Origin of the sequence: Exiguobacterium sp. s145, assembly GCF_018618835.1 — a bacterium.
Classification (GTDB): Bacteria; Bacillota; Bacilli; order Exiguobacteriales; family Exiguobacteriaceae; genus Exiguobacterium_A; species Exiguobacterium_A artemiae.
In genome coordinates this window covers 57,438-77,499 of sequence record NZ_JACSMV010000013.1, presented here as the reverse complement: position 1 = coordinate 77,499, position 20,062 = coordinate 57,438, and the positions used below count along the sequence as shown (strand labels likewise).

Annotated in this window: 20 protein-coding genes and 1 tRNA gene; 10 read left to right on the top strand and 11 right to left on the bottom strand. The window is 45.4% G+C overall.

Features of this window, described 5'->3' with window-relative positions; genetic code table 11:
- Window positions 1-43: 43 nt before the first annotated feature.
- The 3 genes from KNQ07_RS10905 to KNQ07_RS16110 are packed head-to-tail and all read right to left on the bottom strand — an operon-like array spanning window position 44 to window position 2,664.
- Complete coding sequence (locus tag KNQ07_RS10905; protein WP_214766627.1) at window positions 44-604, bottom strand: histidine phosphatase family protein; 561 nt, start codon at window positions 602-604, stop codon at window positions 44-46.
- A gap of 13 nt (window positions 605-617) precedes the next feature.
- Window positions 618-1,298 carry a response regulator transcription factor gene (locus KNQ07_RS10900; RefSeq protein ID WP_131973655.1) on the bottom strand — a complete coding sequence of 227 codons (681 nt, stop codon included), beginning with the start codon at window positions 1,296-1,298 and terminating at the stop codon, window positions 618-620.
- Window positions 1,299-1,302: 4 nt separating this feature from the next.
- On the bottom strand, window positions 1,303-2,664 hold the full coding sequence (locus KNQ07_RS16110; RefSeq protein WP_214766625.1) for a sensor histidine kinase: 1,362 nt from the start codon (window positions 2,662-2,664) through the stop codon (window positions 1,303-1,305).
- Between the two features lie 152 nt (window positions 2,665-2,816).
- Here KNQ07_RS16110 and KNQ07_RS10890 point away from each other — a divergent pair, with 152 nt between their 5' ends.
- Complete coding sequence (locus KNQ07_RS10890) at window positions 2,817-3,383, top strand: YdhK family protein (RefSeq protein ID WP_214766623.1); 567 nt, start codon at window positions 2,817-2,819, stop codon at window positions 3,381-3,383.
- Window positions 3,384-3,426: 43 nt separating this feature from the next.
- Here the strand turns inward: KNQ07_RS10890 and KNQ07_RS10885 are convergent.
- Together KNQ07_RS10885 and KNQ07_RS10880 are read right to left on the bottom strand one after the other, a co-directional pair.
- Window positions 3,427-3,499, bottom strand: a tRNA-Val gene (locus tag KNQ07_RS10885).
- A 143-nt stretch (window positions 3,500-3,642) separates the two neighbouring features.
- Entirely contained in the window at window positions 3,643-4,269 is a 627-nt protein-coding gene (locus tag KNQ07_RS10880) for a nitroreductase family protein (protein ID WP_214766621.1), read from the bottom strand.
- 195 nt (window positions 4,270-4,464) lie between these two features.
- On the opposite strand from KNQ07_RS10880, the gene yhfH reads away from it, so the two are divergent.
- The 4 genes from yhfH to KNQ07_RS10860 all read left to right on the top strand — a co-directional run bounded on the left by yhfH (window position 4,465) and on the right by KNQ07_RS10860 (window position 7,327).
- Entirely contained in the window at window positions 4,465-4,611 is a 147-nt protein-coding gene (yhfH, locus tag KNQ07_RS10875) for a protein YhfH (protein ID WP_251135546.1), read from the top strand.
- 205 nt (window positions 4,612-4,816) lie between these two features.
- Window positions 4,817-5,665 carry a polysaccharide deacetylase family protein gene (locus tag KNQ07_RS10870; RefSeq protein WP_214766619.1) on the top strand — a complete coding sequence of 283 codons (849 nt, stop codon included), beginning with the start codon at window positions 4,817-4,819 and terminating at the stop codon, window positions 5,663-5,665.
- A 12-nt stretch (window positions 5,666-5,677) separates the two neighbouring features.
- Window positions 5,678-6,328 carry a YkyA family protein gene (locus KNQ07_RS10865; protein ID WP_214766617.1) on the top strand — a complete coding sequence of 217 codons (651 nt, stop codon included), beginning with the start codon at window positions 5,678-5,680 and terminating at the stop codon, window positions 6,326-6,328.
- Window positions 6,329-6,421: 93 nt separating this feature from the next.
- Window positions 6,422-7,327: an EamA family transporter gene (locus KNQ07_RS10860; protein ID WP_214766615.1), complete on the top strand. Its 906-nt coding sequence runs from the start codon at window positions 6,422-6,424 to the stop codon at window positions 7,325-7,327.
- 30 nt (window positions 7,328-7,357) lie between these two features.
- Here the strand turns inward: KNQ07_RS10860 and nagE are convergent, their stop codons facing one another.
- From nagE to KNQ07_RS10845, 3 genes are all read right to left on the bottom strand, one after another.
- Window positions 7,358-8,866 (bottom strand): N-acetylglucosamine-specific PTS transporter subunit IIBC, encoded by a 1,509-nt coding sequence (nagE, locus tag KNQ07_RS10855; RefSeq protein ID WP_012369412.1) that lies wholly within the window; start codon window positions 8,864-8,866, stop codon window positions 7,358-7,360.
- Window positions 8,867-9,025: 159 nt separating this feature from the next.
- Window positions 9,026-9,223: a CsbD family protein gene (locus tag KNQ07_RS10850; protein WP_012369411.1), complete on the bottom strand. Its 198-nt coding sequence runs from the start codon at window positions 9,221-9,223 to the stop codon at window positions 9,026-9,028.
- A 145-nt stretch (window positions 9,224-9,368) separates the two neighbouring features.
- On the bottom strand, window positions 9,369-10,571 hold the full coding sequence (locus KNQ07_RS10845) for an ornithine--oxo-acid transaminase (protein ID WP_012369410.1): 1,203 nt from the start codon (window positions 10,569-10,571) through the stop codon (window positions 9,369-9,371).
- A gap of 173 nt (window positions 10,572-10,744) precedes the next feature.
- Here KNQ07_RS10845 and KNQ07_RS10840 point away from each other — a divergent pair, with 173 nt between their 5' ends.
- The gene (locus tag KNQ07_RS10840; RefSeq protein WP_214766613.1) at window positions 10,745-12,802 is read left to right on the top strand and encodes a sensor domain-containing protein; all 2,058 of its coding nucleotides are present in this window, start codon (window positions 10,745-10,747) and stop codon (window positions 12,800-12,802) included.
- Between the two features lie 85 nt (window positions 12,803-12,887).
- Here the strand turns inward: KNQ07_RS10840 and KNQ07_RS10835 are convergent, their stop codons facing one another.
- The gene (locus KNQ07_RS10835) at window positions 12,888-14,282 is read right to left on the bottom strand and encodes a basic amino acid/polyamine antiporter (RefSeq protein ID WP_214766611.1); all 1,395 of its coding nucleotides are present in this window, start codon (window positions 14,280-14,282) and stop codon (window positions 12,888-12,890) included.
- Between the two features lie 118 nt (window positions 14,283-14,400).
- Between KNQ07_RS10835 and KNQ07_RS10830 the strand changes: the two genes are divergently transcribed.
- A complete protein-coding gene (locus KNQ07_RS10830) occupies window positions 14,401-15,084 on the top strand; it encodes an MgtC/SapB family protein (protein ID WP_214766609.1) in 684 nt (227 codons plus the stop codon).
- A 108-nt stretch (window positions 15,085-15,192) separates the two neighbouring features.
- Entirely contained in the window at window positions 15,193-16,827 is a 1,635-nt protein-coding gene (locus tag KNQ07_RS10825; RefSeq protein ID WP_214766608.1) for a peptide ABC transporter substrate-binding protein, read from the top strand.
- 87 nt (window positions 16,828-16,914) lie between these two features.
- Here the strand turns inward: KNQ07_RS10825 and KNQ07_RS10820 are convergent, their stop codons facing one another.
- On the bottom strand, window positions 16,915-17,172 hold the full coding sequence (locus KNQ07_RS10820; RefSeq protein ID WP_012369405.1) for a hypothetical protein: 258 nt from the start codon (window positions 17,170-17,172) through the stop codon (window positions 16,915-16,917).
- 187 nt (window positions 17,173-17,359) lie between these two features.
- Complete coding sequence (gene ade / locus KNQ07_RS10815) at window positions 17,360-19,090, bottom strand: adenine deaminase (protein WP_214766607.1); 1,731 nt, start codon at window positions 19,088-19,090, stop codon at window positions 17,360-17,362.
- Between the two features lie 124 nt (window positions 19,091-19,214).
- On the opposite strand from ade, the gene KNQ07_RS10810 reads away from it, so the two are divergent.
- Window positions 19,215-19,754, top strand: a complete 540-nt coding sequence (locus KNQ07_RS10810) for a gamma carbonic anhydrase family protein (protein ID WP_214766605.1) — start codon at window positions 19,215-19,217, stop codon at window positions 19,752-19,754.
- 108 nt (window positions 19,755-19,862) lie between these two features.
- Complete coding sequence (locus tag KNQ07_RS10805; RefSeq protein WP_012369402.1) at window positions 19,863-20,060, top strand: hypothetical protein; 198 nt, start codon at window positions 19,863-19,865, stop codon at window positions 20,058-20,060.
- The last annotated feature ends 2 nt before the right edge of the window (window positions 20,061-20,062 follow it).

Below are 20,062 nucleotides of genomic sequence, written 5' to 3'. Positions count from 1 at the left end.
AACAGGAGAAGGTCCCTTATCGAAGGGACAATCTCCTGTTTTTTTAGTTATGCTGACAAACTTCTTCAATCTGAAGGAAGGTTTCGTCTTTAAATGTCATTTGATACACAGCCGGCATCTTTAGCGTTTTCCAGAACGCATATCCATATGCCGGATCAAAATGTTGCATTAATAACACCATGATATTCCCGTGTGTTCCGATGACGACGGTTTGATCTTTATGTTTTTCTAGTAATCGTTTGATTTCAGGCACGATCCGCCGTTGTGCCGTAACGTTTGATTCACCTCCATACGGATTTTCATCCGGATGTTCCCATACATAACCGACAGCCTGTTGAAAATCCGGCAGTTCTTCGGGCGCCAATAACCGTTCTTGAAAAGCCGCTGCTTCTTGAATGACTAATCCATATTGTTCTGCTAAAGGCTGGACCGTTTCAATCGCTCGCCGATACGGACTCGCGTAAATCTGGTCCGGTTTAATCCCTTCAAAAAGAGTCGTCAGTTGTTCCGCATCGTCTCTCCCCTGTTCTGATAAAGGACGTGCTTCTTCGTCTGTAGAATAGGTCGAATGTGCATGGCGGACTAAATAAATTGTCGTTGTCATTTCAATTCTCCTTTTAGCTGTCTTTTGTCTGCTCCAGTAAACGATAACCCACACCTCGGACAGTCTCCAAATACTCATCGATTGGAAAACCGGAACGGCGCAATTTCTCACGAAGATGACGCATATGAGAATCAATCGTTCGTGGTTCAATCGATTGATCATCGCCCCACAGCGACAAAACCAATTGTTCTCTTGATAAGACGCCATTCACGGACGTCAAGAGTTTTCCTAAAAGTTGAAACTCTGTTTTCGTCAGTAAGATTTTTTGTCCGTCGAATGTACAATGATATCCTGCGACGTCATACTGCAGTCCATGAAATGCATACTGCTCCCGCTTTTCTCGACCAATCAACAGTTCGATTCGTCCTAATAATTCTCCTTCATGAATCGGCTTTGCCACATAATCATCTGCACCGACTTTGCGCCCCCGTAGCACATCTTCCATTTGATTCCGCGCTGTCACCATAATGATTGGAAAATCAGCCATTCGTCTTATATTTTCACACAACGTCCATCCATCCATATCGGGCATCATGACATCGAGTAAGGCCAAATCGATGGGAACGGTCTTGACGATGTCGAGCGCTTTTTCGGCCGTGTCGGCTAAATGACATGTATGACCATAGGGTACCAGATATAACTTCATTAATTGAAGCATCCGTTGTTCATCATCAACGATTAAAATTCGAGCCATTTCTTCACACCTTCCATTGAATCATCACACTCGTCCCGGCATTCTTTTCACTCTTGATATCTAATGTCGCATCGTGTGCTTGAACGATTGCCAAGGCAATCGTCAAACCAAGCCCTGATCCGCCCCGGCTTCGTGATCGTGACGGTTCACTGCGGTACAGACGTTTTGTCACATGGGGTAAACTTTCTTGGCTGATGCCGCTTCCTGTATCACGTACTTGAAAATACGGTCCTGTTTCATTCCTGCCGTATCGGACGACGATTTCACCGGTTGCTGTATATTTTTTTGCGTTATCCAATACATTTATCAGCACTTGCTTGAGCCGAATTTCATCTCCTGCTATCTCTACCGGTTCCCCTGATACATGCAAATGCAGCCCTTTTTCTTCAATTGCAGGTCGCATTTTCTCTGTCGTCGAGACAATCAATTGATCGAGCGCAAGCGGCACTCGTTCGACTGAGAATGCATTCGTATCGGAACGTGCCAGTAACATCAGCTGTTCAATCAATGTGCTCAAATGATCGCTTTCTTCTTTGATAATCGACAGATAAGCTGTTTTTTCAGATTCCGGCAAGTTTGGACGATGTAATATATCCGCATAACCCTTCATGTAGGTCAGCGGAGTTCGAAGTTCGTGCGAGATATTTGCTAAAAATTCTGTCCGTTCACGATTCAAAAAATCAAGATCTTTTGCCAACTGTGTGATGGAGCGTGCCAGTGCCCCAAGCTCATCCGAGCGGTTTACCGGTAAATCCACGTCAAGGTTTCCTTCTTTCAACTTGGCCGTCGCACGCTCCATCTCAATGAGTGGTCTTGAAATCAATCGTGTACACAGCACGACAGTCGTAAGCGACAGAAGGACGGCAATGATACCAACTTGAATGAATTGTTGTCTTAACGGGTCGACGACTTGTTGAATTAACGTTTCCGGAGCAAACATGAAGACATGCCCACGATGAACACCTGAAATCGTGATTGGACTATCTGTCATAAAAAAACCCTTCGTTTCCGCTTGAGCTCTTAAAATCCGATCTTTTCGTTGTGTTTGAAATTCCGTATGGATAAGCTCTACTTTCATTTTGGGAGTAAGTGGATGCGAAGCCTTTAAAATTTTTCCTTTTTGATCCGTGATAACGACGGTAAATTCGGATGCTGATTCCATCAAACTGACATGTTCCAATGTTTCCGCATGAAATGATTCCTCGAGGACATCGCGGTGCGTGTTCCCTCGGTTCAGCAAACCGAGGACCACTTCATTCGTCCTTTGATTCACAAGGTTTAAATAGAGGGTACTGAACAGAATGCCGCCGATGACAAGAATGGCAGTCAAAAAAAGTAGACCAATGTAGTATGAAATATGCCGCACGCCCTGCTCCTCCTTTTTCTTCACTATTACGATACACTTTTCCAATGACTCATTCAGTCAGGTAATTGAATTGTCACTCTTTCTGCACGGTTTCTGCACGAAACACGGGTATAGTAGTCACATAACCAAATTACTACAGGAGGTCAATTTTCATGAAAAAACAACTACTCGTTACATCACTCGCTCTTTCTGCTGTCCTAAGTTTAGGTGCCTGCGGATCTGATTCCAATTCCTCTACTTCACACGATATGCATGATAATAAGAACGATTCCCATGCAGGGATGATGCATTCAAGTGACGGGAAAATTCCCGCTGGACTGAAACAAGCTGAAAATCCGAAGTTTAAAGACGGATCAGACGTCCTTCTGTCCTCTGATCATATGAAAGGAATGGATGGCGCAAAAGCAACAATCGTCGATTCATTTGATACAACAGTATATGAAGTCAGCTATACACCAACGAACGGTGGTAAAAAAGTCAGTAATCATAAATGGGTGATTCAGGAAGAACTCAACCCGGTTCCGGCTTCACCGTTGCAAGCAGGTGATGAGGTGACTTTAGCGGCTGATCACATGAAAGGGATGGATGGTGCAAAAGCGACCATTGATCAAGCCGATCAGACAACCGTGTATATGGTCGATTTTAAACCGACAACCGGTGGAAAAACGATTAAAAATCATAAATGGGTGACAGAAGATGAACTTCAAACCAATGATTAAAACAAAAAAACCCGCTCATCCAAGGATGAACGGGTTTTTGGTATGATTCTGACTGGGCTCGAACCAGCGACCTCTACCCTGTCAAGGTAGCGCTCTCCCAGCTGAGCTACAGAATCATGATGCAGTACGTTATGTACTTGCTAGGACATGTATTAATATAGCAAGAAACTAACCATCTGACAAGTACTTTTCTAAAAAAATATGAAAAATAAAAATGAACGAGGCTGAACTCAATGTTGATTCAGCCCCTCTCTTTTACTTATAGAATAGTCGTCACTTGATCGACCGGTAAACGGAGCGCCGGACGTTTTTTCGCGTCTTCGATTGCTTTCCCGACAGCAATCAACATGACCGGGACATAACGTTCGTCTGTAATAAACGTTTCTGTAAAGAGTTGGTGATTGAATCCGCCCATCGCGAGTGTCGAGAGTCCTTTTGCTTCAGCAACTAGCATCAGTTGCATCGCAGCTAAACTTGCGTTTGACATGGCTGCATCTCTCGCGTAAGCCTCGCTTTGATAAGCCCCTTCTACTTGTCCTTTGATCGAGTCAAACAAGTCTTCCGTCATGCCTCCTGCTTCTACAGCTGGTCCATAAACCGGATTATAGTTTCGGTTTGCCTGTAAATCCCCTAGTACGGCAATGACGACGGAAGAAGAACTGATGGCCGGCTGATTGTAAGCGATTGGAGCTAATCGTTGTTTCGCTTCTTCCGAATGGAAGGCAACGAAATGCCAATGTTGCAGGTTCCAGGCACTTGGCGCAGCTGTCGTCAATTCAACCAATTCTTGTACTTCTTTTTGTGAAAGCGTGAATGTCTCATCGTAATGACGAACTGACCGGCGTTCTGTCAAAATCGATAGTGTGTCAGATAATGTTTGATTCATAATGATCCCCCTCTAGGTACATCTGTTTACTATGTTATCGTATCATCCTCTACGCTTACCTGTCATATGACAAGACTTGCTAAAGAAACTTCTGTTATAAAACAAAGATTGACATACCGCTTCTGTACTAGTACAATAAAATAAATTCAGTGTTGTTTGCTGGTACATCCATATACTAAGAGGAGGAACACAATCATGGAACAACCCCTTTACCAAGAGACCTCTCCCGAGTTTTACCGTCAACTTCCGGTCAAAACCTGCTCCCATTGCGGAAAAGAAATGGATGAACAATGCGAATCGTATAAAACAGAATGTGATGAGTGTGCTGTTACAGAACACTAATCGCAAATTTGCTTGAAGAAGGAAGTCTACCGTAGCGGATGGACTTCTTTTTTTGTTTGAAAATATAACATTATTTCTATCTTAATCAACTTTTTTTGAATTACAGGTTATCCAGTCATCTTTTTGTAATATTTTTGTTACAAATGAAACAGACAAAATGTTACATTTAACTCATAAGATTTTCCGTAAAGGAGCTCAGACATCAATGGATTCATACAACTCAGGCAATCCCATCGGACTTGGTCCAAGATACCGAAAACCCAAACGAAAGTATTTCGCTAAGCTTTTGATCGTGCTGGCGCTGATTCTTCTTCCGATTGGCGGTTACATCGTTTATCAGTACTTGACTTCGACACAACAACAAGCGAGCGTAAAAACCGTCCAATCTTTACAGGAAGTTCCGACTCCGAACCTGGACAAGGTACGCGTCGAGAAATGGAACGGGATTACTAAAAAAGTGGCGTATCTGACATTTGAAGACGGACCGACCGCTTTGACTTCAGACATCTTGAAATCATTAAAAGAACAAGAAGTTAAAGCGACTTTTTTTTTGATCGGAAGTAACATCAATGAGCAACCGGATGTCGTCCGCTCGATGGCAAAGGCTGGACATTACATCGGACCACACAGTGAAACTCATGATTACGACACGTTGTATAAGAAAAAGCAGTATGTTCCCGAGATGCTGCGGGTACAGAAACAAATCAACCAACTGACGAATCACAGCCCGTTGTTGACACGTCCGCCTTATGGATCAACACCCGGCATTACCAAGTCGATTGCAAAAGAGATCGAACAGGCGAAACTTCGGGTGTGGGACTGGTCGATCGATTCGATGGACTGGTACTACAAAGATAGTGCCAAGGAAGTTGCCAACACTGTCATCAGCCGTGCGGAAGGCCCGGTCGAAATCATCCTGTTGCATGAACAACCACAAACATTGCAGGCATTGCCTGCGATTGTCGCCGGATTAAAGAAAAAAGGCTATCAATTTTCCATCTATGATGAAGATTTTCATGTCCCGTATAATTTCGCAAAATTCTCTAATTTATAAGGAGTTCCTTTCATGATTAATAAACGGATGATCCTCACCAGTTGTTTGACCTGTCTCGGCCTCTTGCTTCTCAGTGCCTGTTCGAGTGATCCGGCTGCTTCGGTATACGAGCAGTTGGAAGAACAAGCGAAGTCCGAACAAAAAGCAGCAGTCGTCGCCGAGCAACGGACACGCCAAGATGAAATTTCCGTCAATACCTACCAAGCCGTCCTCGAAGCCGGGGCCGATGATATTAAACGGGCACAAAATGAACGGGATGAATTGACCGCTCTGAATCAAAACCGTGTCAAATTGTTAAAACAAGAACAGACAATCCGTACCCATGCTTTTGATGAGTTAGACCTTGCGGAATTAACAAGTACCCTATCTTCGTTGCCTGCCGCTAAAAAAGACGGGACAGCCCTTATCAATATCTTTAAAGAGCGGGAGAAGGCTTTTGATACGTTTTTGAAACGTTATGCGGCGACGATTGATTCAGAAAAGAAAGTGCTTTCCTACTTGACCGAAAAACCGAACTTCGTTAAGATTGATGAAGCAACAGCTGATTTAAACCGGACTTCCCGTCAAGCGACAGAAGCACTCAAAACCTTTAATCAATTGACCGTCCGCTACAATGAATTAAAGCCAACCTTTTACAAAAAGGCTGGACTCAACATTAAATAACTCACACAGGTTGCAACCAAACCCTGTCCAAAAAACCTGGACAAGGCCCCGTTGCAACCTTTTTTGTGCGTTCTAAAACATGGAGGGATCTGTATGAATCGTTCAAAAGCAACACTTTTCGTCTTAATCGGCGCCATCAGTTACGGCGTCCTGTCGACCATCGTCAAACTGGCTTACGGTGCCGGTTTTGACTCAGCCGCTGTTTCCGGAAGTCAATTTTTCTTCGGATGGCTGATGATTTTTGTCTTAGCCCTGCTGTCAAAAAATCTTCGTCTGAATCCGAAAACAGCTCTTACTTTAATGGCCATCGGAATTTCAAGCGGCACGACCGGTTACCTGTATTATCAGAGCCTACAAACCGTCTCCGCTTCAGTCGCCATCATTCTCCTCTTCCAATTCACATGGATTGGTGTCGTGATTGATTCGATTTTGGCAAAACGTCTGCCGTCGCGTTCTCATTTCTTGTCTGCCGTCCTATTGATCGGCGGTGCCATTTTAGCGAGCGCTGCTTATACGAGCGCCCTTGACGTGCGCGGTACGTTGTTCGGACTCGGCGCAGCCGTCAGTTTCTCGATCTTCCTGCTTGCGAGCGGACGGGTCGCAAACCATGTACCGGTCATTAAAAAAAGCTTTTATATGATGACAGGCGGACTTCTCTTCGTCATGATTATGTATCCGCCGACGACTTTCCTGACTGCAGCGAATTTCGAACAGGGACTGATCTGGTACGCACTTCCACTGGGTCTGTTCGCCTTAATTCTGCCACCGCTGTTATTCGCAGCAGGTGCCCCACACTTAAGCCCGGCCAGCGTCTCCTTGCTTGGTGCAGCCGAACTGCCGACTGCCGTCATCTGTTCCGTCCTCATCCTCGGTGAGCATCTCTCCGGTTCACAGTGGATCGGGATCATCATCATCCTGATTGGAATTTTCTATCCGATTTACGTCAGCAGTCTGAAACAATCGACTACTTCTGTTCCACGTCAAAACGACCTCTCCTGAGCAATCAGGAAAGGTCGTTTTTTTATAGCATTATTTTTGACGTTTCATCGCATCAGCGACGAACTCGACATCCGTACCGATGATGATTTGGACGTTTTTCGCGCCCATCTTCATAACACCTTTTGCGCCGGCCGCTTTAATTGCAGCTTCGTCAATGATCGTTGAATCTTTTACCTGGAGACGGAGACGTGTCGCACAGTTATCAATCGCTGTAACGTTGTCCGTTCCTTGTAAGCCTGCAAAAATACGTGCTGCTTGTTGCTCGTACTTATCGTCTGATACACCCGTGACAGGGCCTGCATCCGTTACAAGTGATTCATCTTCACGACCCGGCGTTTTCAGATCGAATTTCGTGATCATGAAGTAGAACAGGAAGTAATAAATGACGGCGAATACGAGACCGACAACGAGTAAAAGCAACGGTTTTGTCGCGATTCCGAAGTTCAGGACATAGTCAATGAAACCGGCAGAGAAGGAGAACCCGTGCAAGATACCGAGTAAATTGACGACTGCCATGGAAACACCCGTCAACACGGCGTGCATGACATATAAGACCGGTGACAAGAACATGAATGAAAACTCAATCGGTTCCGTAATCCCTGTCAGGAATGATGTTAATCCAAGACCAATCATCGCCCCTGCGACGGCTTTCCGATTTTCTTTGCGTGCCGCCATGACCATGGCTGCTGCTGCAGCCGGTAAAGCGAACATCATGATCGGGAAAAATCCGGCTTGATAAATACCGGCTGTCGGATCTCCAGCGAAGAAGCGTGCGATATCTCCATTCGCAATTGTTCCATCCGCTTTTTCATATGAACCGAAGACAAACCAGAAAATATTGTTCAAGACATGGTGAAGACCGACAGGAATTAACAGACGGTTGAAGAATCCAAACAGTGCGGCCCCTCCTGCTCCAAGGCTGACCATCCATTCTCCCGCATTATTGATTCCGTCTTCAATGAACGGCCATAAGTAACCAAAGACAAACGCTAAGACCAGCATAGCGGCTGACGTGATGATCGGAACAAAACGGCGTCCGCCGAAGAATGCTAACCAATCCGGTAATTTAATATTGTAAAATCGGTTGTACAACAAACCGGCAACGATACCGGCAATAATTCCGCCGAAGACAGCCATGTTGACCATTGATCCTAAGGTTGCCTGATTGGCAATGGAACTTAAGGTCGCTCCGTCCACTTTCGTCGAGGAGTCATTGACAATGGCGGCAATCGCATCGTACTTGGCCTGAATCTGGGCATTTGAATAATCCTTATTCATCGAGTCAACGCCCGTTTTTAAGACCAAATACCCGACTGCTCCTGCCAATCCGGCAGCTCCGCTGGCATCAATGGATAATCCAATCGCAACACCAATCGCAAAAATCAGTGGAAGATTATCAAAAATCGCACCACCTGCTGCCACCATTAACGGAATATCCAACATATCGGCTGAACCGAGTCGAAGGACAATTCCCGCGGCTGGTAAAACGGCGATCGGCAGCATTAAAGCTTTACCGATTCGTTGAAGAAACTGCAACATACACTTCATCCTTTCCTAAATAAAAACAAATAATGACATGACGATGAAAACGCTTTAACATCTATTATTATTCCACATACACGTCTAAATGACTAGACCTTTATACATATTTTTTCATAAAAAAAGATCCCTTTAGATAAGGGACCTTACGGGTACAGATTAACGACGATTCGTATCTTCAAGATTCTGTTGAACATTACCAACTGTTTTTTTAGCATCGCCTTTAAGCTGATCTTTTTTGCCTTCACGTTCTGTTGATTTATCTCCTGTTGCTTTTCCGAGCGCTTCTTTCGCTTTTCCGGCAACTTTATCAACTAAACCATCAGCTTTTTTGTTTAATCCGCTATCATGTGACATGTTCATTACCCCCTATTTTTTTAACGCATAGTAGTATGTTCCCACCTGAAACAGATTCAAACATTTCTCTGCTCTCATTTGCTCCCAGTCTTAGGGGTCCATCAATCGAAAAACTCCCTATCGCTTTCCGATAGGGAGTGGACTGTCACTGTGCAACCGAGACGCCGAGGACTTGTTCAATCCGTTCGAATGCCCAGTCTAATTCTTCTTTTGTAATGACGAGTGGTGGTGCAAAACGAATGACTGTCTCATGTGTTTCCTTGCAGAGCAATCCTTTTTCTTTTAATGCTTCGCAATACGGACGAGCCGCTTCTGTCAATTCGACACCGATGAATAATCCGCGCCCACGAACTTCTTTAATCATCGGATTGTCGATTTCTTTTAGACGGTTCATAAAGTATGTTCCGAGCTCTAGTGAACGTTCCGGTAACTTCTCTTCTTCCAAAACTTCAAGTGAAGCGACAGATACCGCACAGGCCAATGGATTTCCGCCGAATGTCGAACCATGCGATCCCGGATTAAAGACACTCAGGATATCGTGGTTGGCAGCCACACAAGAAATCGGGAACACGCCGCCCCCCAGTGCTTTTCCTAAGATGTACATATCTGGTGTTACATTGTCCCAGTCCGAAGCAAACCATTTACCCGAACGGCCCAGTCCTGATTGGATTTCATCCGAGACGAGCAATACGTTTTGTTCCTTACAGACGTCCTGGGCATCTTTCAAGAATCCTTCGTACGGAATCAGGATACCCGCTTCACCTTGGATCGGCTCAACGATGAAGGCAGCTGTATTTTCCGTGATGGCGCCTTTCAATGCTTCCAAATCCCCGTATGGAATCGTTTTGATGCCCGGTAAGAGTGGTCCGAATCCACGTTGATACTCGGCTTCTGTTGACATCGAAACAGCCGTCATCGTCCGACCATGGAAGTTCCCTTCGCAGACGATGATTTCAGCATCTCCAGGAATTTGTTTGACTTCGTACGCCCAGCGACGTGCTGCCTTAACTGCCGTCTCGACCGCTTCCGCTCCCGTATTCATCGGCAGGACCATATCTTTTCCTGTCAATTGCGCGACCTTCTCATAAAAGAACCCCAACTGGTCATTGTGAAACGCGCGCGATGTCAGCGTAATTTTATCCGCTTGCCGTTTTAAGGCTTCGATGATTTTCGGATGACGGTGTCCTTGGTTCACAGCTGAATAGGCACTAAGCATATCCATATATTCGCGGCCTTCCGGATCTTTGACGAACACCCCTTCTGCCTCCGAGATGACGATTGGAAGCGGATGATAGTTGTGTGCCCCGAATTTCTCTGTCTGTGTAATGATTTTCTCTGTTTGATTCATGATAAATCCCCCTTTTTCGCTTGGAAAACGCTTTCATTCTGATTATAACAGATTCACACGGATAATCTTCAATCGAAATACAGGATTTATTCGCATGAAAATTGAATATACTGGGAATAGACAAGACAAGTGAACCGTCATCTCTGATCATTTAAAAGGAGTGTGCGTCCATAATGGATCGTTCGACCATTAGTTCCTACGAAACTGTCATGCAAGGATTTCCTTTACCTGCATTTATCCTACACGTCGATTTAACCGTCCATTCTTGGAATGAGGCTGCCGAATCCTGCTGGGGCTGGTCGGCACAAGAAGTTACCGGACAACTGGTCCCGCTCCTTGACCCGGAAGATGCTGCGTTCAGCCGGCAAATCTGGTATTCATTTTTAGAAAAGCGGCAATCGATGCAATTACCGAATACAACATTTCTTCATAAATCAGGTGACCGTTCGACATCGACGTTGCTCGTCTCACCGCTCTTTGATGAAAAAAACGAACCTTCTGGTGCTTTTTTCTGTCAGCTGCCTTCTTCCACTCAACAGAATGCAACCAAACCGTTATTTCAAGGATTGATGGACTTACGCTATGCGTTTGATCAAATCGCTTGTGTCGCAATATTCGACGCACGGGGAACGATTCAATACGCCAATACCAATTTGACGGATGTTACGGGTTTTTGCCCACACCTGTTGCTCGGTCAACCTTGGACGATATTACTAGATTCGTCTGAAGACGTCCTTCCCATGATTCGCTCTCAAATCAAGAAGAAAAAAGCCTGGTCCGGGAAGTTGTCCATATCGACACAGGATGAGTCTAAAAAAGTGTTTCATGCCACTTTGATTCCGGTTTATGACGTAAACGGTGTCCGTTTCCAACATCTTTTCATTGGTACCGATATTACGGAAACCGAACATCTCGAACAGGAACTTGATTTTTTAGTTCATCATAATGAATTGACCCATCTACTGAATAGACGTGGCTTTCTTCGGGAAGGTCAGGTCTTATTCTCCAAAGCATCTGATGATCTCCCGATCTCACTCATCTTATTTGATATTGATCGTTTTAAAGTCATCAACGATTCCTTCGGGACACATGTCGGCGACCAACTTTTACAAGCGTTAGCCAAACGTTTGTCCGAACATGCAAAACAGCTGTTAACGTTCCATCCGACGAGTGACTTGTTTGGTGTGGTGCTCGAAGTCACAGACCGGAATGCCTTGTTCCAATATGCCCGGAAACTGCAACAAGTATTGCAACGTCCCTATTATATTAATGGGCATTCCTTAATCATCTCCTGTACGTTCGGAATTACCGTCTATCCTTCGGAAGCCAAATCACTTGAAGATTTGTACCGTCGTTCGGAGATGGCCCTGTATGCCGGAAAATCAATCGGCACAGGAACAATCCAGTATTTGACCCATGAAATGGATGAGCAGTTCACCCGGAAATTACAGCTCGAACGCTCATTATTTACGGCTTTAGAGGATCAAGCCCTTCATTTGGTCTATCAACCGATCATCAACTTGAAAACCAAGCATGTCGATGGTTTTGAAGCGCTGTTGCGTTGGAATCATACGGCACTTGGGAGCATTCCTCCGGATGAGTTCATTCCCCTTGCCGAAGAAGCGGCTTTGATTACACCCATCAACAACTGGGTCGTCATCGAAGCCTGCGAACGACTCGCACTTTGGCAGAAACAGATTGCACCTGATTTGACGATGGCCATCAACATTTCACCGCATCAGTTCCAAAGCGATTCGTTTGTCCGGACCTTACAGCATGTCGTGTCTCAAAAAAAGATCGATCCCCGATTCGTGACACTCGAACTGACGGAAAATATTGCAATTTTACAGACACAGCGGACAATTGAACGGATGCAACTGATCAAAGCGCTTGGTTTCCGATTATCGATTGATGATTTTGGAACAGGTTATTCTTCCTTACAATATTTGCGTGCTTTTCCGATTGATGAACTCAAGATCGATAAAGTCTTCATTGACGGCATCGATTTAGGAGAAAACGGGTTGCTCGACTCAATCATTCAACTTGGTCAAAACTTAAAGCTGAATCTGGTCGCAGAAGGCGTCGAAACGACGACTGCCCTGAGTTATCTGGAAGCGACCGCCTGCCAGCAGATGCAAGGATTCATTTTTTCCGAACCGTTGTCTGTTGAGGAAGTAGAACTGCGTTTTGGTTCATCCAATCCTGAAGAACCGGACAATAAGGACAACTAAAAAACAGGAGCCGGACTAGACTCCGGCTCCTGTTTTTCGTATAAAGACGGTTTTTGAAGTCCGCCGATGAGATTCGTCCATTGTCTTACAATTGAATTTGTCCACCGATCATCCCGTAAACTGCAACGGCAGCTAAGATAATTAAAATTCCACTCGCAATCATTTCGTAACGCGACATACCGCCCCGCTTCTGCTCCCGCTCCGCCATCAGATAGGCGATGATACCCGGTACATAGACGAGGGCTGCGATGACGATATACCAAATCCCTGAAGCGTAGACGAGCCACAGTGAATAGGCGGCGGCAATCGTCGAGAAGATCAGCATCTTTGTATTGCGTTCTGCCCGTGAAAAACGGACACTGTACACGGCAGACAACAGATACGGCAACAATGCACAAATTCCGGCAATACTGGATAAGACTAAATACGTCTGTGCAGAAAATAAGGCGATACCTGCAACGAACTGGGTCGCAATTTGAGTGATCAGCAACGCACCGACCGGCGCCCCTTTCCGGTTCGTTTTTGCAAAGAACTTTGGAAACGCACCATCTTTCGCAACGAGGTAGGAAATTTCAGACGCCAGAATCGTCCATCCGAGCAGTGCTCCGGATAACGAAATGATCAGTCCGACCATAATCAAGGTTGCTCCAAACGGACCAATCGCAGCTTCGAGCACATAAGCCATTGTCGGTTCTTGTAATCCTGCTAACTGTTCCTGGTTCAAAACACCGAGCGATAAGACGGAAATCAGGATGTAGATGACAAGTACTCCGACAAGCCCTACGACTGTCGCCTTCCCGACATCACTCCGTTTGTTGGCGCGTGTCGACAAGACGACAGCCCCTTCAATCCCGACGAAGGCCCAAAGCGTCACAAGCATCGTTCCTTTGACTTGCGTAAAGATACTGCCTAATTCCGTTCCTTCTCCCCAAAAATTCAGGTTAAACGTCTTCACATTAAAAGCAATTGCTACCAATAAAATAAAAATCAAAATGGGAACGAGCTTTGCGATCGTCGTAATCAGGTTGACAAGTGTCGCTTCTTTAATCCCGCTCGAGACGATGAAAAACAGTCCCCATACGACAACGATACTCATCACTAACAAAAATACACGATTTTCTGATGAGAAAATCGGGAAAAAGTAACTGAGTGCATTAAAGACCAACGTTATGTTGGCAACTGTCCCGATCCAGGCCGAGACCCAATATCCCCAGGCGCTGTTAAAACCGACAAATCGTCCGAATCCTTCACGGGCATATGCGTAAATGCCGCCTTCAAGTTCCGGTTTACTGTTTGCCAAGTGTTGAAAGACCAGCGCCAGCATAATCATGCCAAGACCAGTAATTCCCCATCCGATTAGAATCGGACCTGCACTCGCTTTTTGAGCCATTGCTCCCGGCAGATTGAAGGCACCTCCACCGACCATCGATCCAATGACCATTGCGGCTAAAGCAAAAAAGCCGATTTTTTGTTGATTCATCCTCTAACACGTCCTTTATTTCTTGTATATCTATTCATATCAAACGTATATTAATTCGAAAGACACAAAATTCATTATAACAAAATCAAAGCCATTGTAAAGAAAGGATTTGATCAATATGAATTGGATCCATTCGTTCCAACTAGAGGACTTTTTTAAATTGATGATAGCCGCACTGTTCGGTATCATCATCGGATTCGAACGCGAAATCAAAAATAAGCCTGTTGGTATACGTACTAGCCTCGTAATTACCCTGATCAGTTGTCTGTTAACCATCGTATCCATTAAGTCTGTCGTGCTGTACAGTACGATTGCCCCCAATGTCCAAATGGATCCGATGCGTCTTGTCGCTCAAGTCGTCGCCGGAATCGGCTTCATCGGCGCCGGCGTGATTTTAAGACGTCCGCACGATATCGTCAGTGGTTTGACGACTGCTGCCATCATTTGGGCAGCCAGTGGAATTGGCATTGCACTCGGAGCTGGCTTTATCCTAGAAGCCACGTTTTTAGTCCTCTTTTTATTTTTTTCATTGGAAGGACTGACTTGGGTCATGAAGCGGGTCAACAATAGCCGATTCGAAGCTAACGTCATCGTTGCCCACCTGACTCTCGCAGCGGATACGGATGCTCAAACGGTCAAAGCAGCATTAGAAAAAAAAGGAGTCCGCATTACTAATATCCGGTTACGCGGTCATGCGCGGCAGTTGACTTTACGGATGTATTCTCCTCATAAACTGACGATATTCATACTTTATGACTACTTGAAAACACTCGGAATTGAGCATATAGACCTTGATCAATAGAAATTGTCAGAAAATTTGTGTTGCATTTTTACTCGCTTTCACTTAAATTTACATTATGTTCACACTTTTCTGAAATCATTTCAATCTAATCGGGGGGTCATCTTTCACATGAAGAAACAAACTAAAATTGCCTTTGCTGGACTATCCAGCATGGCGCTGCTCGCAGTAGCAGCTTGTGGCCAAAGCAATGAATCAGATGGAAACTCTTCTTCCTCAAAAGAAAAAAAACAAGAGGTGACACTCATCTCGACTACGGATGTGCCACAACTTGATCCAACAAAAACAACGGACTCAACATCCATCATCGTTACGAACAACGTCTTTGAAGGTCTCTACCGTCTTGACGGCGACAACAAACCGACTGCCGGAATCGCAGAAAGTGTCGAAGTATCAGATGATAAGAAAACATATACATTTAAACTCCGTAAAGATGCCAAGTGGTCAGATGGTTCAGCTGTTACGGCAGACGACTTCATCTACTCTTGGAAACGTGCACTCGATCCAAAAACAGGAGCAGAGTACGCATACATCCTTCAGGATTTAAAAAATGCTAACAAAATCTTAGCCGGTGAAGCAGAACTCGATTCGCTCGGTGTCAAGAAAGTGGACGATCAAACTCTTGAAGTGCAATTGGAAGCTCCGGCTCCATACTTCCTCGGATTGACAAGTTTCCCGACTTACTTACCACTCAAGCAATCGTTTGTCGAAGAAAACGGCGACAAGTTTGCGACAAACGTCGACTCGATGCTCTTCAACGGACCATTCATCTTGGATAAGTGGCAATCTAATTCCGGTTGGACATATAAGAAAAACCCGGATTACTGGGATAAAGCAAACGTCAAAATGGAAAAAATCGATGTAAAAGTCGTTAAAGAAATTTCGACTGGTGTCAACTTGTTCGAGTCGAAAGACGTCGACTTCGCACCTATCACATCGGAGTTCGTCTCACAATACGAAAAATCCGACAACTACAAGACACGTCCAGATGCACGGATCAACTTCCTCCGATTCAACCAAAAAAATAAAGCACTTAAAAACGAAAACATCCGTAAAGCGCTTGCACTTGGTTTTGAAAAACAAGGAATTACAGACGTCATCTTAAATGACGGTTCAAAACCGGCTAACTTCATCGTCGCAAAAGACTTTACATTCACTCCGGATGGGGAAGATTTCCGTGCCAAATATCCAGATCTCCAAAGCTTTGATGCAACAGAAGCGAAAAAAGCATGGGATGCCGGCCTAAAAGAACTCGGTGTCAAAACAGTAGAACTCGATATGTTGTCACGTGATGAAGATGCCTTCAAGAAAGTTTCTGAATTCTTAAAAGGTGATCTCGAGAAAAACTTACCGGGTCTTACGGTCAACATCAAGCAACAACCGTTCAAAAACTTCCTGGACCTCGAGTCTAAAGGCGATTACGACATCTCTGCTGCCGGTTGGGGCCCTGACTACCAGGATCCAATGACGTTCCTCGATATGTGGTTAACAGGCGGAAGCTTTAACCGTATGGAATACTCGAACAAAGAGTTCGATAAGATGATTAAAGAAGCAAAAGCAGAGCCGGATGAAGCAAAACGCTGGTCGACGCTTCAAGAAGCTGAAAAAATGCTCTTGGCAGAAGACTATGCGATTGCTCCAATCTACCAAAAAGGTGAAGCATACTTGCAACGTGCGAACATCGACAAACTATATCGTCACCCATTCGGAGCAGACATGAGCTTCAAATGGATGGAAGTAAAATAAGTATCTTCCTACCGGTTACCAGGATTCCCTTGGTGACCGGTTTTTGTATACAACAAAGACCCCTTCTGCCGGAGCCGATCGGGGTCTTTACTGTGCGATTTGTTTATAAAATTCGATTTCTTCCCGCTGTCCTTCTTCGACCGCACGGAAAAATTCAGCAAAAAATGCGTATAAGACGGTTCGTTCCTGATAGGTCGGACCAGCCTGTCGAATCACTGAAAACGCAAGATTTCGTAACTGACGTTTTGTACGCCGGTTGTTTGGTAACTCATGAAACTGGTCGATAAATGAACGGTATACATCAGCAATCAACTTTTCATGACCTTCAAAATATGACTTATCCATTGAATCTGTCCTTTCTGATTGTTCTCTTCTTTTCTACGGAGTATCCTCCTGAAAAGTTTCATCAAGCTACACTTTTCACAAAGATATAAGACCTACTATAACAAGGATCAAATAATGATTCAACCGGAAAACTATTAAGAAAAGGTAAAGTCCACATCATCACCTTTCGTGAACTTTACCTTTTCATTTAAGCTTGTACTGCAATATGTTGGAACGTTTTAACGTCAAACAATCCGCTGTCCGTCAACTTCAGATTCGGGATGACAGGCAAACAGAGGAACGACATCGTCAAGTACGGATTAAAGGAGCGGTCGGCTTCGAGTACATCAAGTGCATCATTGAGCGCTTCGAGGGTATCTCCGACTTCCTGGAAAGGACGACTCGTCATCAATCCAGCGATTTCAAGCGGCAACTCCGCCAGAACTTCTGTCCCGTTGACCGCAATGACACCTCCACCCGCCTTGATCAGACGCTCTGCCGCAAGTTTCATCTCGGCATCCGATGTTCCGACGATAACAAGGTTATGCGAATCATGGGCGACCGTCGCCGCAATGGCACCTCGCTTCATGCCAAACCCTTTAACGATGCCGACTGCTGAGAAGTTGGTCGCATTATGACGCTCGATGACGGCGATTTTCAATAAGTCCTGTTCCGGGACGGGGACAAATTTCCCGTCCTGTAAAGGCACATCCAAAATCAAATGTTCCGTGACAATACTTTTCGGGATGATTCCGATGACATGCGCTTTCGGTTTTTCTAATACGAGTTCAAAAACTTGATCCGTGATCGGCTTCGTTTTCAGTTCGCCGCGCAATGTCGACGGTACCGCTATCTTTTGGGATGAGATGATTGTTTTACCGGCTCGGGCGACCGCCTGTCCATTGACGAAGACTTCCTTAATCGTCACTTGATCGGCATCCTGCAAAATGACAAAGTCCGCACGGCGTCCCGGGACGATTGCTCCACGGTCATTTAGTTGATACGCATTGGCTGCATGAAGAGAAGCCATCGCATAAGCCGTTTCCCGCTTAATCCCGTGTTGTATGGCATAGCGGATATTATAGTCAATCGTGCCTTCACGTAACGTATCGTCCAGATGCTTATCGTCCGTACAGAACAGGAATCGACCGGCATTACTTTCCGTGACCGCATCAAGCACTTCCTGGAGATTCCGGGCAGCCGACCCTTCCCGGACTTCGACGTATAATCCGCGTCGCGCCCGTTCAATCGCTTCTTGCTTGCTGACCGCTTCGTGATCCGTCCGGATGCCTGCCACACCGTAGATGTTCAATTCACGTGCACCGAGTCCTGCGGCATGACCATCCACGAGTTTCCCGGCAGCTTCGATTTGTTCGATTTTTTTCAGCATATCCTGATCCGCCCGTTCCACCGCCGGATAGTCCATGACTTCTCCTAAGCCGTGCACGCCCGGATGATCCACGAAAGATGCGAGTGCCGCTGCATCGAGCGATGCCCCGGCATGTTCAAATGATGTCGCTGGAACACAGCTCGGCAACATCATCCGCACGTCAAGCGACAGTCCTGCTGCATCGTCCAACATGAACTGGAGCCCTTCCGCTCCCTTTACGTTCGCAATCTCATGCGGATCGGCAATGACGGTCGTTACACCGAGCGGTAAAATTGCCTGTTCGTATTCACTTGGTGTCACCATCGATGACTCGATATGGACATGGCCGTCAATGAAACTCGGCGCAATGAATTTTCCTGTTCCGTCAATCATTTCAATTCCTTCATATCCGTCGCCGACAGCGGCAATGTAGCCGGAATCTACCGCAACATCCGCTTGATACGTCTCACGTGTCATGACATCGATGACCTGAATGCCTTGATAGACGACTGCTGCTTTTTCTTTTTTTGCGGCGATGGTAATAAGTCGTGCCCGAACTGTCTGATTCATCCTGTTTCCTCCTGGTGTGAACGGTATTTTTACCATCTTACAATTAGTTTGGAAGCAGTTGCAATTTATTTTTCCAACAGTCAAGATGAAAACGTACACTTGAAAGTAAAAGGGAGGAACAGACATGAAATATCGTGTAGGTCAATTGGTTCCAAACGTTGACCCGAGCGTCTATATCGCAGACGGCGCCAAAGTCATCGGAGAGGTCGAAATCGGTAAAGATTCGACTGTGTGGTTCAATACGGTCATCCGGGGAGATGAAGGTCCGATTAAAATTGGCGAGCGTGTCAATATTCAGGACGGGTCCATGATTCATCAGTATGAAGGGTATCCGACCATCATTGAAGATGATGTCACGATCGGACACATGGCAATGATTCACGGGGGAATCATTCGCCAAGGCGCTTTGATCGGGATGTCGGCGACGATTTTGGACGAAGCTGAAATCGGAAGCGGTGCCTTCGTTGCAGCCGGCAGTCTGGTCCCACCTAAAATGGTCGTTCCTCCGAATTCGATGGTCATGGGCGTTCCGGCAAAAATCGTTCGTGAAATCAGTGATCATGACCGGTTCATCATGGAACGGACGATCCGGAAATACGTCAAACGGGGTCAACAATATGCTGCTGACTGCACGCCACTCGAAGAAGATTTGACGACAATGTGAAAACGTTTACAAAGTTCACCTGTTTTTAACAATTTACCTCTCGTTTGTTTACATCTCTCCCTTACACTGTAGAAGTAAGGCAGGAATCACGACGGGGGAGGATTTAAAATGACACCATTATTCGAAGAACGGTTGATGGCTGACTTGTTTTCATCCACAAATAATCCGAGTTACGGTTTGCCGACTTTACCTGTATACGAAACAGATGGGTTGACGAAAGAGTTGCAAGCACGTATTGTTAATGATGCCGAGCAAAAATCCTTGAGTTTAGGAATAATTCAATCAAGAGAGGAAGAACATGTATGATT

Excerpts from the sequence above, each read along its gene's own strand:
- KNQ07_RS10830 (WP_214766609.1), top strand. The coding sequence starts at position 14,401 with ATGAATTGGATCCATTCGTTCCAACTAGAGGACTTTTTTAAATTGATG.
- KNQ07_RS10820 (WP_012369405.1), bottom strand. The coding sequence starts at position 17,172 with ATGGATAAGTCATATTTTGAAGGTCATGAAAAGTTGATTGCTGATGTA.
- KNQ07_RS10840 (WP_214766613.1), top strand. The coding sequence starts at position 10,745 with ATGGATCGTTCGACCATTAGTTCCTACGAAACTGTCATGCAAGGATTT.
- KNQ07_RS10860 (WP_214766615.1), top strand. The coding sequence starts at position 6,422 with ATGAATCGTTCAAAAGCAACACTTTTCGTCTTAATCGGCGCCATCAGT.
- nagE (WP_012369412.1), bottom strand. The coding sequence starts at position 8,866 with ATGTTGCAGTTTCTTCAACGAATCGGTAAAGCTTTAATGCTGCCGATC.
- KNQ07_RS10805 (WP_012369402.1), top strand. The coding sequence starts at position 19,863 with ATGACACCATTATTCGAAGAACGGTTGATGGCTGACTTGTTTTCATCC.
- KNQ07_RS10850 (WP_012369411.1), bottom strand. The coding sequence starts at position 9,223 with ATGTCACATGATAGCGGATTAAACAAAAAAGCTGATGGTTTAGTTGAT.
- ade (WP_214766607.1), bottom strand. The coding sequence starts at position 19,090 with ATGAATCAGACAGTTCGGGCACGACTTATTACCATCGCCGCAAAAAAA.
- KNQ07_RS10835 (WP_214766611.1), bottom strand. The coding sequence starts at position 14,282 with ATGAATCAACAAAAAATCGGCTTTTTTGCTTTAGCCGCAATGGTCATT.
- yhfH (WP_251135546.1), top strand. The coding sequence starts at position 4,465 with ATGGAACAACCCCTTTACCAAGAGACCTCTCCCGAGTTTTACCGTCAA.
- KNQ07_RS10845 (WP_012369410.1), bottom strand. The coding sequence starts at position 10,571 with ATGAATCAAACAGAGAAAATCATTACACAGACAGAGAAATTCGGGGCA.
- KNQ07_RS10905 (WP_214766627.1), bottom strand. The coding sequence starts at position 604 with ATGACAACGACAATTTATTTAGTCCGCCATGCACATTCGACCTATTCT.
- KNQ07_RS10880 (WP_214766621.1), bottom strand. The coding sequence starts at position 4,269 with ATGAATCAAACATTATCTGACACACTATCGATTTTGACAGAACGCCGG.
- KNQ07_RS10810 (WP_214766605.1), top strand. The coding sequence starts at position 19,215 with ATGAAATATCGTGTAGGTCAATTGGTTCCAAACGTTGACCCGAGCGTC.
- KNQ07_RS10825 (WP_214766608.1), top strand. The coding sequence starts at position 15,193 with ATGAAGAAACAAACTAAAATTGCCTTTGCTGGACTATCCAGCATGGCG.
- KNQ07_RS10865 (WP_214766617.1), top strand. The coding sequence starts at position 5,678 with ATGATTAATAAACGGATGATCCTCACCAGTTGTTTGACCTGTCTCGGC.
- KNQ07_RS10890 (WP_214766623.1), top strand. The coding sequence starts at position 2,817 with ATGAAAAAACAACTACTCGTTACATCACTCGCTCTTTCTGCTGTCCTA.
- KNQ07_RS10900 (WP_131973655.1), bottom strand. The coding sequence starts at position 1,298 with ATGGCTCGAATTTTAATCGTTGATGATGAACAACGGATGCTTCAATTA.
- KNQ07_RS10870 (WP_214766619.1), top strand. The coding sequence starts at position 4,817 with ATGGATTCATACAACTCAGGCAATCCCATCGGACTTGGTCCAAGATAC.